The organism is Vibrio sp. 1CM8B, assembly GCF_023161685.1.
GTDB classification, from domain to species: Bacteria; Pseudomonadota; Gammaproteobacteria; order Enterobacterales; family Vibrionaceae; genus Vibrio; species Vibrio coralliirubri.
This window is the reverse complement of record NZ_JALNTU010000004.1, coordinates 21,933-35,919: the sequence shown is the minus strand read 5'-3', so window position 1 is coordinate 35,919 and position 13,987 is coordinate 21,933. Positions and strand designations below refer to the sequence as shown.

Here is a 13,987-nt window from a genome sequence, read left to right as displayed (position 1 = left end):
TACCGTACTATTGCCCATCAATAAGATAGTAACCGTGTATAAGGGACTTCATTGTTATTAGATCTAGTGATTAAAAGCGTTAATCAGTTTCAAGACGATTGCCTAAAGCTCTGTGAACGCCACTACCCTACGGTGCACAATCAAGGGATCAGTGAGCACCATATAGGAAAGGCATTTGCTCGCCGAATGGAGCACACCTTCGTTAGCTTTAATCATGCAAGCAACATCAGCCCACTTGAAATGCTTTCTTCTGGCGAAACGCCTCGACACTTCCGAATATCTTCCGAAATAGGTACCGTTTGGATGATCAGTCATCATATGGTGAGCGCCGGGAAAACGTGTCGTAGGAAGTTGATGTTGGACATCCATAATTGGCAACAAGAGTATGGATTTTCCATTCAACCCAATGACGTTTTGATCATTGTCTCCGACCATTGGATTAGCCGAAGTAAAAACAGTGGCGAATTATTGCATTGGTGGATGGGTGAACTCCCAGACGAGATCACGGAATATAGCCAACAAGGTATCACGCTAAGAGAGAGTGATTCTCAATTCGCTACTGACTTAAATAATAATTTTAAAATCAGCCCTTGCTTCATTAAATTTGGACACCCTTTAAAGCGGTCAGGAAATAAACAACTGGTTCGTAAATACCTGCAACTTTACGCAGTACTTCAATGGCAGTAAGAATACGGGTCAACTTTTTTAATCAGTCTTGAAAGTAAATAGTTAGACCTCCATCCCAATATTTTATAAAACCCAACTCAAGCCCTACCCAATAATCAATCAAAGTTTATCTTCGATAAAATAATAACTTATCAGCTCATCGTTCATATTTTGAGAAGTAGATATCATTTATATGCAAACAGAGTTGTTTGTTAATAATGTAACTTTGACATTCCCCCATAACCTGAGGCTTTATCCTTACTTTTACCTGGTGTATTAGCGTTGAAAGCTTATATTGATTGGTGTTGATATGAGATAGATTACTCAGAGATTAAATTCACAATAGTCATTATTAATGGTGAATGATAAGTAATTTTAATGACTAATATCAATTATCATGCTGTTTTTTCGTTAATTATATTTATTTAAATATTGGCTCTACAAATGAGTTTTTATTAATTGACAATTTACTTACACCTGTCAATATTGTGACAGCCGCGACATGTACGTCCGCCATTGAATAAGCCCTCTTTACTAGCGACTATGATTTTATCAGACAGAAGTGAATTTATTAGCTGTATATCCGTAGATGCTGATATGCAGTTTATTGCGAAATACCAAGACCTGACGCTTAGGAGCGTCTATCAACCTATATTCGACTCTTCTATGACTCAAATAGGTGTTGAGGCTTTGGTGCGCATTTCAAATAACAAAGGTGATATTGTTCGTCCTGATCACTTCTTCCATTCCGACGAAACCTCAAGCACAGACAAAATCAATGTCGAGAGGCTGAGTCGAGCGATTCATATCCGTAACTTCGCACAATCGACAATCCGTCATTTACACCTATTTTTGAACGTTCTTCCAAACGTTGGTGAGTTGTTTGCTGCAGAGAAGGTCAGCGATAGCTTGTTAGCTAAACGCCTTCACGAGCTTAACCTTTCATGTGAACAGATAGTGATGGAGTTGGTAGAGCTTAATGCAGAAAGTGAAGAGCGTTTGAAAGATGCCGCTCTTTCTCTTGCGGATAATGGCTTTCAAATAGCGGTCGATGATTTTGGAACACAAGCATCAACCGAACAACGCGTTCGTCACATTAACCCTCATATCATCAAGATAGACCGCTCGGTTATGTTGGACTTTGAACAAGGCGACACTCGAGAAATGGAGTTAGTGCTTGATCTTGCAAACCAAATTGGCGCAAAGACAGTGATTGAAGGCATAGAAACCCAACAACAACTCCAAGCTATGCAGAGCTTAGGCTTCAATATGTATCAAGGCTATCACTTAGCCATGCCAAAACCGATTGAATTAGACATACGCCTAGCAATCTAGAATCGCCCTATCCTTCTCAAAGCCGCTTGACCATTGAGTAGCGGCTTTTTTAATGCTTGCCTATTCGTACCCTCTTGCCGCTCTCACGTGTCAACACATTACAGGACGGGACAACACGCATAAAAAAACCCAGTCAAATTTGACTGGGCTGGCTTAAAAGAATCTGTTTTATATCATTCCCTAATAACCCGCAGTGGACGGTTTGATTCTATATAAAATAGCGAACATCACCGGTACTACTATTAGCGTTAGTACGGTAGCAAAGCCTAAGCCTGCCATGATGGTAATCGCCATCGAGCCGAAAAATGCATCGAATACCAAGGGAATCATGCCCAAGATAGTCGTTAGTGCTGCCATAGATACCGGTCGCACACGACTGATCGCGCTATCGACAATGGCTAAATATGGGTCTTTACCTGTTTGTAGCTCACTGTTGATCTGGTCAAGCAATACGATGCCGTTCTTCAAAATCATGCCACTTAGACTCAATAGACCTAAGAACGCAGTGAAGCTGAATGGCATATTAGTACCTAACAGACCAATCGAAACACCAATGATAGAGAGTGGCACCGTAAACCAAATCACAAGTGGCTTACGAACCGAGTTAAACAGAAGCATAGTGATAATAAACATCAGCAAGTAACCCATTGGCAGTGAACCAAATAGAGATTCTTGAGCATCTTTAGAACTCTCGTACTCGCCGCCCCAACTAATGTTGTAACCTGCTGGTAAATCGAGTGCTTCAACCTTTGGCTTTACTCGAGCAAACAAGCTAGCTGGTGTTTCATCACCCAATACATCGTGATCAGCCAGAACCGTTAACGTACGCTTTCTGTCACGACGTTGAATCAGTGGCTCAGACCATTGAAGCTCAACCCCATCGATCACTTGCTCTACAGGGATATAGGTTTGCAGTGATGGGCTCCAAATCTTCACATTGTTCAGTGATTCAAAGTCAAAACGCTCTTCTTCAGGCAGGCGTGCCACGATAGGTAACATGTGCGTACCATCACGCAGTAGACCGATGTTGTAACCGCCAAATGCCATCTGTAGTGTCTCAGACAGATCCGTCTTTGAAATGCCAAGGCGACGTGCCTTTGATTCGTTAAACAATGGCACGAGTTCTTTGGTGCGTTCGCGCCAGTCATGACGCACATTTCGAGAACCAGGGTCCGCCAACAAGATGTCTTCTACCTCAACAGCGATGCTACGAAGGATCTGCGGGTCTGCTCCACTAATGCGAGCTTCTATTTTTGAAGCTGGCGACGGGCCAAACTCAATCAGTTTAAATTGGAACGTAGGTTGCTCAAATTTATTGGCCAAGTCCTTGTCTAGCCCTTCGAGGACTTTAAACATGGTGTCTCGGTCAGTCGTTCGTACCTGCAGTTGACTGTACGCTTCGTAACTTTTCTCGGGTTGATATGTCAGCGCAAAGCGTTGCATGCCCTGTCCAACCGTTGTTGTCACAAACTCAACATCGTCTTGCTGGCGAATGTAGCTTTCAACTTTTTCTGTCTGCTTGATCGTTTCACGAACATCAGTGCCTTCCGGCATCCACATGTCTACATAGAACATTGGCGTGTTTGATGGCGGGAAGAACTGCTGCTTCACCATACCAAAACCGACCACAGAAACTGCCAATAGCGCGACCATACTGACTACGGTAAGCCATCTAAATCGAAGTGCTACTTTCAGACACGCACCGAATACAACAAAAAGGATGCCTTTGTATGGGTCTTCGTTCTCATCAACCTTGTCTTCTTCTTTAAGCAACATCTCGGCAAGGAATGGCGTTAGTGTTAGTGCTGTTACCCAACTCAAAAACAGTGAGAAACACAGTACCCAGAACAGCGAACCCATGAACTCGCCTGTCGCATCTTTCGACAAACCAATCGGTGCAAACGCTGTGATAGCGATAATGGTCGCACCTAACAGTGGCCATTGTGTTTGCTTCACGATGTCTTTCGCTGCTCGAAGCTTGGTTTTGCCTTTCTTCAAGCCAACCAAAATACCTTCAACGACAACAATCGCGTTATCCACCAGCATACCTAGCGCAATGATCAAAGCGCCCAGCGAGATACGGTGCAGTTCAACATCGTTGTAGTCCATCAAGATGAACGTACCGAACACCGTCAGTAGCAATACTAAACCGATGATCAAACCACTGCGTAAGCCCATCGCGAACAGAAGTACGATGATAACAATTGCGACCGCTTCCACTAGGCTGATCAAGAAATCAGCAACGGACTTGTCCACTTCTTGTGCTTGGTTGTAGAAGTAATTCAACTCAACACCGGCTGGCTTAATGCTTTCTAAACGATCAAGTTCTGCATCAAGCGCGTTACCAATTTCGACGACGTTTACGCCTGAAGAGAACGCAATGCCTAGGTTGATCGCTGGTTTGCCGTTGTAAGTTAATACATTCCCTGGTTTTTCTTGGATTCCGCGAGTGACCTCAGCGACATCTTTCAAGCGAATTAGGTTACCCGTATCGCGACCATGAATGATTAAGTTTTCTAACTCTTCAACCGTGCTCAGGGTGCCGTTAGGTTTGATGGTTAGGCTTTGACCATTGAGCATTACCTCGCCAGCCGATACCACACTGTTTTGCTGTGCGAGCAATGCTGTCACCGTCGACATGTCTAGATTTAACGCCGCTAAACGCTCAAGTGACATCTCAACGAACAATTGCTCTTGTTGGTCGCCTGCGATACTTACCTTGCCTACGCCTTCAACCAGTTCGATTTCACGTGTGAGATAATCAGCATACTGTTTGAGCTCGACGTAATCGTAACCATCACCCGTCAGCATGATCATCACGCCAAACACATCACCAAAATCATCGATGATCTGAACAGAGTTAACACCACTCGGCAGCATTGGCTGTAGGTCGTTGATCTTACGACGCATTTCATCCCAGATTTGTGGTAGCTCGTCCGGACCGTAGTCCATCTTCATGCTGACCATAATTTGAGACATACCATTCGATGAGGTCGATGTGATCTTATCGATGTAAGGGAGCTGTCGTATCTCTTTTTCAAGTGGATACGTCAACTCCTCTTCAACTTCCATTGACGTTGCGCCAGGGTAAGTTGAAATAATCATTGCATCTTTAATGGTAAAAGCTGGGTCTTCTAAACGGGATAGGTTGCCAAAAGACGACACACCGCCAATGGCTAAAATGACTAGAAACAGCCAGCTGATTACTTTGTTTTTTATTGAATATTCTGCGATGTTCATTCTGCTTTTCCTGACAATTGGATTCCGTCACGGAGTTTTCTTAGATTCGAGTTTACGAGTCGATCACCTTGCTCAACGCCATGAGCGATTAATGCGCCTTGGCCACTGATCTTGTCGACTTCTACTTCGCTTTTGAATGCTTGCCCGTCTTCCATTTTCCACACATAGAATTGATTCGCTTCAGAGCCAGCTTCTAGTGTTGTCATTGGTAACTGGTAGCCTTGAACATCGCTCAAGCCGGCTTTCGCCATATCCACGTTCACCGTAACGCTCGTGCCCGGCAGAATTTCACTTTCAGGCTGCTGCATCTGCATCCAAAACTCGTAGGTACGGGATTGTGGGTGCAATTCGCTGGTGTGTTCAAGATACGTCAGTGGATACTGGCCTGTGTGACCGCCAAAGGTCGCCTCAGGACGATAGCTATTTGAACGCATATCTGGGCTAATTGACGCCAAGATCGAATCTGATACTTGAATTCGCACATACACTTTGTCGTTCTGGTACACACTCAGTAGTGTTTCTCCAGGCGTCGTATTTTCGAATCGTTGCTTATCGACAGTTGAGACTGTTCCGGAGAATGGCGCAAGAAGCTCTGTGTAACTTAGCTTGCGTTTTGCCGCCGCCAAATTCGCCGATGCGAGCTTGTAGTTAGCCGTCAGTTGGTCGTGTTCTGATTGCGATAACATTTCGCTGCCAAACATCTCAGTACCACGAGCCAACTGTTTGCTCGCCAGTTTGAATTGAGATTGAGCATCAGTCAGATCTTGGACGTACGTTGCATTATCTAAGGTGGCTAATAACTGCCCTTTTTCGACGTTATCGCCCGCTTCGACTAGTACTTGTTGAATCTCGCCTGCTAGCTTAAATGCCAAGGGAGTCAATTCAGCTGGCATCACCTGCCCATTAAAACTTCTGAACTGATTAGTCAGCGGCGCGCCAACTTCAAAGGTAGAAACCAACAGAGGCGGTTGTTCACGGTGTACAGCTTCATTGTTACAGGCTTGAAGTAACAGAGCCGACGCGACAACAACTGATAATTTTGAAAGGTTCATTAAATACCGCCCTCACGAAGCCAAGCTTTTACTTGTTGTCCGTCTGATAACACATCCACACCCGCTTCAACGATAAGGTCACCAGACGACAATCCGTCGATAACCTTGCCTTGCTCATCAAGAAGGACTTGTACTTTAGAAATCAGTTGAGAGTCAGGGTTATAGCGCCATAATTCACCATGGCCTGCGTCTTTGTTTAACCAAGCTGAATCCACAATACCAATGCCGTAGTCAGATTTACTTTTCTGAACTTCAACTTGCGCTGTCATACCAGAAAGTAGATTGATGCCTTCTGGCTTTTCGATAGACACAACCGCTTGGTAGCTGTTGGTGTCTTCATCTGGTTGCGTCGAGATTTCTTTGAAGCGAGTCGAGATACGAATACCGCGGTGGCTGTCCATCACAACCCACATGTTTGAGCTCGTTAGGTCTTGAATAGAACGGTCTTCAAGCTTTGATACTGGAATTGAAAATGTCACATCCATTTCACTGTGATTCAAAATATTCAGTACTGGCTGCTTTTCTGCGATCAATTGATATTGCTTTCCAAACACCATCGATACCACGCCATCGAATGGAGCAACTAAGGTAGTGTAGCCAAGGTTTGTTTTTGCTTGGTCCAACTCAACTTCAGCGGCAGTAAAAGTGTTTACGGCTTGGTCGTAGTAATCGGTACTGACCAGTTTTTTCGCATATAGCTCAGAAGCTTGTTTGTATTGGCTGTTTGCAAGATCAAATTTAGCTTGGGCTGCGTCAACGGCAATACGGTAATCCGTCGCGTCTAATACGGCTAACACCTGACCTTTCTTCACTTCTTGTCCCATACGAACATCGAAGGTTTCTATATCACCACCTACTTGGAAAGAAAGTGCCGCACGGTCAGTTGCATCAACCTTTGCAATGAAGCTATCAAGATCAATATCAGTCTGTTGCGGGATTTCGAACAGCTTGACTGGCTTGATTACCTGCTCATTTTCCTCTGACTGAACTTTGTCACATCCAGTTAGAGAGCCTGCGAGCAATAGTGCTGCAATAACAGCTCCCATGCGCTTGCTCGATATGGCATTGATAGACAAATTGGACTGCATGATGCCTCTCCATTTAATTATTATGATTTATTACACAGGTGGGCAGTATATTTAATATTAAATAATTCTCAAGCTTTACTTTCCAGTTGTGCAGTATTTTTTATTTCAGTAAAAACAGTGTAGAATGTGGTAATCAGGTAATTATGTGAAATGAAGATGACCGAAAAGAAACAAGGTAGAAGAAGCGCAAAAGACGCTGAAGAGACTAGATTTTTGATCATGGGTGTTGCTGCGGATATGTTCTGTGAGCAGGGTTATGATAGCGTTTCGCTTCGTAACATCAGTGAGAAAGCAGGTGTATCGCATAGCCTTATTCGCCACCACTTTGGCAGCAAAGAAAAAATCTGGCATGCGATAAGCGATTGTTTACACGCCTATTTTCAGTCTTATATTGCTAAGATTATGGAAGAATTACCAAAAGACGTCGCACCAAACATTACTATCTATTTATTTAGTATGCGCCTCTTTAGCAACATGATTCACTCACGAAAACCGATGCAACTTATCACTGACTCTGTTCGTCAAAAAGATAACTTGGTCGATTACTTTATCGACAATGTTGGCGATGTCGAAAAAGAAATCAACATGTTAGCTGAACAATATAACGATGCGAATCCAGAGAGCTTGATCAACATTTATGAGATTAAGTGGCAAATGATCATGTATGCGCACGGAGCAGTATGTCTCACTCCCTTTATGGAGAGCACTTGGAATGAAGGTGATATGGTCACCTCACCCGAAGATGCCCTACTTAAGCATTGGCAGCTTTTCAACACGCAGATGGTGAGCAAGTTCAATATTGGTGAAGAGTGGGTTCTAAATCCAACCTCGATTGAAGAGCTAATTTACGAAGTGCCATGTGAATGGAAGTGCAATCAAGAACATCATTAATCCAATGTTTTTATCTTCCTTGGTCGTAATTTGATTTACTTGAAACAAAAATGCGCCGTTACAGAATTAACTGTAACGGCGCATTTTTATATGTAGAGATCTCTAAACTGGAGCTTTGGCCAGCTTGTTAGCGACGTGCTTTACCACGATTTTGATGAATCTTAAGCTTTGCTTTCATCTTACGTTTTTCTGATGAACGGCTCTTGCTGCGACCACCACGATCGGGTGCTAGATCTTTTTCTAGGCTTGGTTCAAAGCCCTCTAGCCACTCTTGAGGCAAGCGTGTATCAAGTAATCGCTCAATATCACCCAGTAGGTAAGCTTCGTCCTGACTCATCAAAGAGATCGCTAAACCACTGTTGCCCGCACGGCCAGTTCGTCCGATACGGTGAACGTAATCTTCTGCTTTGAATGGCATGTCATAGTTCACAACTTGTTCTAACTGTTGGATATCGATACCACGAGCTGCCACGTCGGTCGCGATCAACGCACGAACTTTGCCTGACTTGAAATCGTCTAAGGCTTTTTGACGCGCACCTTGGCTCTTATCGCCATTGATTGATGCCGCTTTAATGCCGTCTAACTTAAGCTCTTTAACGAGAGCATCAGTGCCCTGCTTAGTCTTAGTGAACACCAACACTTGTTGCCAGTTTTTTGAGCCAATCAAATACGCTAATAATTCACTTTTACGCGACTTATCTACCGGGTAAACCATCTGTGTTACGGTTTCAGCAGTGCTGTTTTTTGGCGTAACTTGAATTTCACTTGGCTTTTGCATCATACGGTGTGCAATCGCTTTGATTTTGTTATCAAACGTTGCAGAGAAGAACAGGGTTTGACGCACTTCGTTCATGCGAGAAAGAATACGCTTGATGTCAGGCATGAAACCCATATCTAACATACGGTCAGCTTCATCCAGTACCAGTACTTCCGTTTGGCTCAACATGATGTTTCTAGTGAACATGTGATCAATAAGGCGACCAGGCGTCGCGACAAGAATATCTGCGCCACCGCGTAGGTTATCAGTTTGCACCTTCATGCTAACGCCGCCGTAAGCCACCACGACTTTAATGTCGGTGCCCTTTGCGTAGCTAGTTAAGTTATCGAAAACCTGTTGTGCCAATTCACGAGTTGGTACTAACACAAGCGCACGAACGAGCTTAGGGTTCGGAATAACGTTGTCTTTTGTCTCGATTAATCTTTGAATAATCGGTAAACCAAACGCGGCCGTTTTACCTGTACCCGTTTGAGCACCAGCCAGTACATCTTTGCCTTCTAATACCAATGGAATCGCTTGTTCTTGAACGCTGGTCGGAACCGTAAAATTAAGCTCTGATAGCGTGGCAAGAAGATGCTCAGATAATCCTAGTTGGTTAAAAGATTTTGTAGATTCAGACATAGTATGATGCTCAAAGATTAAATAGGCGCGGATTGTAGCAAACCTGCATTACGCTGTTTACCTTTCCTTTTGATTTTTCTTCATTTGAAGCGTATTAAACTGCTTCGCTTCTTCTAAAACGTTGGGATAAAGCTCATTAAAGTGACACTGCAACGTATCGTAGTGACGTTCGAGGTCATCGTAACATGCCTCGAGCATACCGAGCTTGGGCCTTCTCAACGCCATTCGCTGCAATACCACCTCTATAGACGACATGTCTTGATAGCTCTCTAACCATCTATGCTCAGCCATTTTCTGATGAACCATAACGAAATTTTCTGGCCAGTGTGGCTCTTGATGTTCAAAGATCTGCTCATGGCTATCGAAACAAAAACGCTCTAATGTCTGCTGTGAAAACTGAGCCCAATGATTGGCTAAGCAGTGATCCCAAAATACATCGAGTGCGATAGGCGCAAAGCGTCGTGTTTGGTCTGAGAAAAGTGATTTTGCAGAACGAGATACATCATGACGATCAGTATAGCTATCAACAAATCGATGAAGCCTAATACCGTCAGAAAGGGAATCAGAGTAGTGTTTATTAGGGTCGCCTTTAACAAAATCACCTAACAGGTTACCTGCTAAGTTGCTGTTACAGTGCTTGGCGATGTGAAGGTGTGCGAGAAAGTTCATTGAACCTCATTAAAGTATCGAGAACTAAGTAACATGGTAAACGTACTCGTTTATCTTCGCGAACTTTAATGAGGATAGTTTTGGTATGACGTGTGAGCGAATAAGATTTGCTCAGTTTAGAATTGTTTGCTTTGAGAAGCTTTAGCTAAGAAAACTTTTAGCTTTAAACGTTTCAGTTGAAACTCAATTAAAGATCTTAAAAGCTTAGTTCGAAGACTTGAAAAGCTCTTCTGCTAACTGTTTCACTGTCTGTTCATAGCCAGACAAATCAATGCCAATTTCCATAGCATCTAACAACTCTAGACTTTCGTCATTATAAGATTGGTCACTCATTGTGCCCCCTCTATTCCTTGATGTGGACATGATGTCCTATTAACTAGTGCACCATCTTGGACTTATATTATGTCACTTTGATGAACGCACTCTACTCTACCCATTCCATATTCATAGCTTAAAGCTACTCGCGATCATTAACGCTTTTTTACGCTAAAGGGGTATACGCGAACGACATATGTACTGCCACCTTACACCAAGTACAACAAATTACTCTATAAATTTTGAAGCCGATCATGGTCAAACGTTTGCTTTGCTCATTTGAATGCTGCCACGCCCCTTTATGTAAATATTAATTTACAGTGGATATTTTTAATTACATTAGGCATTGCATTTGGAATTAAACTCAATCAGAATACTTCAAAATCGAGATATTCTTTGGGTTTATGCGCTTAAGCTAGAAGAATTACAATGAAAACACATCCTAACGTAAAGAATTATATACAATGAATAAATCAAAGGTTTTTGGTAGTACTTTGATCATTGCAGGCACAACCATCGGTGCTGGCATGCTCGCTCTTCCACTTGCTTCTGCAGGTATTGGCTTTTCAACTTCACTTTTCTTGATGCTGGGTTTATGGGCGTTAATGGCCTTTACGGCGCTATTAATGGTAGAACTTCACCAATTCGCAGAATCTGACGCTACCCTACACACGTTAGCTCATACCATTTTAGGGAAAAAAGGAAAGTGGATTGCGAGCTTCGCGGTGATGTTTCTTTTCTACGCTCTGTGTGCGGCATACATAGCTGGCGGCGGTGCGCAATTTAACCAACGAATTTCGGATATCGCGGGTATCGAACTCAATGCTCAAATCACCACGCTTTTATTTACCCTATTAGTTGCTGGCGTTGTGACGATTGGTACACACAGTGTTGATAAAGTTAACCGCGTTTTGTTTGGCTTAAAGCTTATCGCGATGGTGTTGGTACTCAGCTTCCTAGCTCCAAACATTACCTCTCAATACTTAATGAGCATGCCTTTACAGCAAGGCCTGATTGTTGCGGCGATTCCGGTTGTGTTTACCTCTTTTGGTTTCCACGGCAGCATCCCATCAATTGTTCGATACCTAGATGGTGACGTTCGTTCTTTACGTAAGGTAATGATTATTGGCTCGGCACTGCCTCTGGTTATCTACGTTTTCTGGCAAAGTGTTACTTTGGGTGTGATTAGCCAAGAGCAATTATTGTCTGATACAAGTTTAGGCGCGCTATTAGTCTCACTATCGCAAACTGTTCATCAATCCAACCTAAGCGTGATCGTCGGTGTATTCGCGGACCTTGCACTGCTGACATCTTTTATTGGTGTGAGCTTGGGCTTATTTGAATTCATGGGCGACTCGCTGAGCAAGAAACTAGGTAACGCAAAACGTGTTAAGACAGCTGCTATCACCTTCTTACCGCCACTGGGTTTTGCCTTATTTTACCCACAAGGCTTCATCATGGCTTTAGGCTACGCAGCCATTGCACTTTCAGTGCTCGCGATTCTGTTACCTACAGTGATGGTCTACAAGGTTCGTTACACTGATTTCTCTGTCAAACCTCAATCTCCAGAAGCCAGTTACCAAGTGTTAGGCGGTAGCAAAGCGCTGTTTTTAGCAGGTAGCGTTGGCGTATTTATCATTGCCATTCAAGTTCTTATTTCAGTAGGGTTACTGCCTTCTTTAGGCTAATAAACCTATAGTGAACTAATTTACTTGATTCAGATCTCATAATTGATATCACACTATCATTAATTTTCACAATTAGTCGATTGAAGTCACATTTTTATTGAGGTCGGTTATTTAGAGTCCACGGTAAAGGATTTACCGTGGAGTTTTTATGAAAGAAGTACAATTTCGAACGATAGACAAACTGTTTATCAAGATGTCGATCAACGACAAGTTTTGGGTCATTTTCTTAATCTTTTTTGCCGCTTTGGCAAGCCTAGCTGGACTGAACTACGTCAACAAAATGGAACACATTGACGTAACTGCAAAACAGCAGGTCGAGTATCAACTGCAAGGCATTTTATCAGCATCAGATTCCCCTGCTTCTGTTCGCTCTGTTAGTCAGCAAACTCGCGCTCAACAAACCACTATTTCAAACAATGGTTCGGTGACTGCCACAGCACTCGCACAAGATGGCAACTACTACTCACTTACCGTTTCAACTAACGATATACAGAATCAAAAGCAGCAAGCACTGTACACTTTATTACTGAGCTTCTTGTGGTGTGTGCCTTTTGGTCTTTTCTGTTACTGGGTAGCGACTTTCCTAGGCGGCGCACTTTGGGTTCTTTACTCAACGACTCAAAAGATTGGTGATGGGGACCTAACATCACGCCTTGGCTTCCACCCTGGCCGTGACGAGTTTGGTACGATTGGTTGTGCGCTTGACCGTTCAATGGACACGCTTAGTGAGTTAGTCAACAACGTAAACCACAGTGCAGCAACGCTAAGTGAAACGTCGGCTTCTTTCGAAACAGAGATGAAGCGCAGCGAAACACAAATCATGAGCCAAAACGCCTCTCTAGACTCTGTAGCGACAGCAATGGATCAGATGACAGCTTCGGCAAATGAAGTCTCGAACATATCTGCACGTTCAACTGAACAAACTGAGCAAGACGCGCAGCAAATCAACGATAGCCACGCGAAGGTTCAACAGGCAATCTCGGAAATTACCACCCTTTCTTCTTTGATTGAGCAAACCTCATCTTCTGTTACTAGCTTGAATGTCAACACGAGCCAAATTAACGAGGTCATCACGACGATCAATGCTATTTCAGAGCAAACTAACTTACTTGCTTTGAATGCCGCGATTGAAGCCGCTCGTGCGGGCGAACAAGGCCGAGGTTTCGCTGTTGTTGCTGATGAAGTAAGAACACTGGCAAGCCGCACTCAGTCAGCTACCGTTGAAATCCAAGCGATGATTGAACGCTTGCAGCAAGAGAGCCAAAATATCGCGAAGATCACCGAACAAACGGTTGATCAAGCGCAAACCAGTAGCCAACTGATTTCGGACATTGGTCACGACGTAAATTCTATTGCAGATTCAGCTCAAGCACTGATGGACATGAGTATCCAAATCGCAACATCAGCCGATGAGCAAAGTAACGTTGCCAATACGATTGCAGCTGAACTTAACGATATTCGCAGCCAATCCGATGTGATTAAAGACGTGGCTCAGAATTCATCAAATGGCGTCTCTAGGCTAACAGAAGCGTCAGTTTCTCTGTCTCAGACGTTGGCACGCTACCGCACTTAAGGCTCAACTGGCGAACTAGCGGCGCGAATTGAAAACAAACTAATGAGGACTCGTAATGGGTCCTTTTTTTT

The 13,987-nt window shown here is 43.5% G+C and carries 11 protein-coding genes; 5 read left to right on the top strand and 6 right to left on the bottom strand.

All coding sequences use genetic code 11. The features are described from left to right. Positions 1 to 51: 51 nt before the first annotated feature. Positions 52 to 687, top strand: coding sequence for a hypothetical protein (locus MSG36_RS09025; RefSeq protein WP_248367394.1), 636 nt, complete (start codon positions 52 to 54; stop codon positions 685 to 687). A 576-nt stretch (positions 688 to 1,263) separates the two neighbouring features. Then, positions 1,264 to 2,001, top strand: a complete 738-nt coding sequence (locus tag MSG36_RS09020) for an EAL domain-containing protein (protein ID WP_017059824.1) — start codon at positions 1,264 to 1,266, stop codon at positions 1,999 to 2,001. Between the two features lie 180 nt (positions 2,002 to 2,181). Here the strand turns inward: MSG36_RS09020 and MSG36_RS09015 are convergent, their stop codons facing one another. The 3 genes from MSG36_RS09015 to MSG36_RS09005 are packed head-to-tail and all read right to left on the bottom strand — an operon-like array spanning position 2,182 to position 7,381. Then, on the bottom strand, positions 2,182 to 5,241 hold the full coding sequence (locus MSG36_RS09015) for an efflux RND transporter permease subunit (protein WP_248367392.1): 3,060 nt from the start codon (positions 5,239 to 5,241) through the stop codon (positions 2,182 to 2,184). Then, on the bottom strand, positions 5,238 to 6,293 hold the full coding sequence (locus MSG36_RS09010; RefSeq protein WP_050620782.1) for an efflux RND transporter periplasmic adaptor subunit: 1,056 nt from the start codon (positions 6,291 to 6,293) through the stop codon (positions 5,238 to 5,240). The genes MSG36_RS09015 and MSG36_RS09010 overlap by 4 nt, the downstream gene beginning before the upstream one ends. Further along, a complete protein-coding gene (locus tag MSG36_RS09005) occupies positions 6,293 to 7,381 on the bottom strand; it encodes an efflux RND transporter periplasmic adaptor subunit (protein WP_248367389.1) in 1,089 nt (362 codons plus the stop codon). Before MSG36_RS09005 ends, MSG36_RS09010 begins: the two co-directional genes overlap by 1 nt. A 150-nt stretch (positions 7,382 to 7,531) precedes the next feature. On the opposite strand from MSG36_RS09005, the gene MSG36_RS09000 reads away from it, so the two are divergent. Next, a complete protein-coding gene (locus MSG36_RS09000; protein ID WP_086967983.1) occupies positions 7,532 to 8,272 on the top strand; it encodes a TetR/AcrR family transcriptional regulator in 741 nt (246 codons plus the stop codon). Positions 8,273 to 8,399: 127 nt separating this feature from the next. On the opposite strand, the gene MSG36_RS08995 is transcribed toward MSG36_RS09000, so the two are convergent. From MSG36_RS08995 to MSG36_RS23850, 3 genes are all read right to left on the bottom strand, one after another. Further along, positions 8,400 to 9,671 (bottom strand): DEAD/DEAH box helicase, encoded by a 1,272-nt coding sequence (locus MSG36_RS08995; RefSeq protein WP_248367387.1) that lies wholly within the window; start codon positions 9,669 to 9,671, stop codon positions 8,400 to 8,402. A gap of 57 nt (positions 9,672 to 9,728) precedes the next feature. Further along, positions 9,729 to 10,340, bottom strand: coding sequence for an ACP phosphodiesterase (locus tag MSG36_RS08990; RefSeq protein WP_248367384.1), 612 nt, complete (start codon positions 10,338 to 10,340; stop codon positions 9,729 to 9,731). A gap of 204 nt (positions 10,341 to 10,544) precedes the next feature. Beyond that, the gene (locus MSG36_RS23850; protein ID WP_282452211.1) at positions 10,545 to 10,673 is read right to left on the bottom strand and encodes a hypothetical protein; all 129 of its coding nucleotides are present in this window, start codon (positions 10,671 to 10,673) and stop codon (positions 10,545 to 10,547) included. 446 nt (positions 10,674 to 11,119) lie between these two features. Here MSG36_RS23850 and MSG36_RS08985 point away from each other — a divergent pair, with 446 nt between their 5' ends. Together MSG36_RS08985 and MSG36_RS08980 are read left to right on the top strand one after the other, a co-directional pair. After that, positions 11,120 to 12,343 (top strand): aromatic amino acid transport family protein, encoded by a 1,224-nt coding sequence (locus MSG36_RS08985; RefSeq protein WP_048608415.1) that lies wholly within the window; start codon positions 11,120 to 11,122, stop codon positions 12,341 to 12,343. A gap of 148 nt (positions 12,344 to 12,491) precedes the next feature. Then, the gene (locus MSG36_RS08980) at positions 12,492 to 13,916 is read left to right on the top strand and encodes a methyl-accepting chemotaxis protein (RefSeq protein WP_048613711.1); all 1,425 of its coding nucleotides are present in this window, start codon (positions 12,492 to 12,494) and stop codon (positions 13,914 to 13,916) included. Positions 13,917 to 13,987 lie beyond the last annotated feature (71 nt).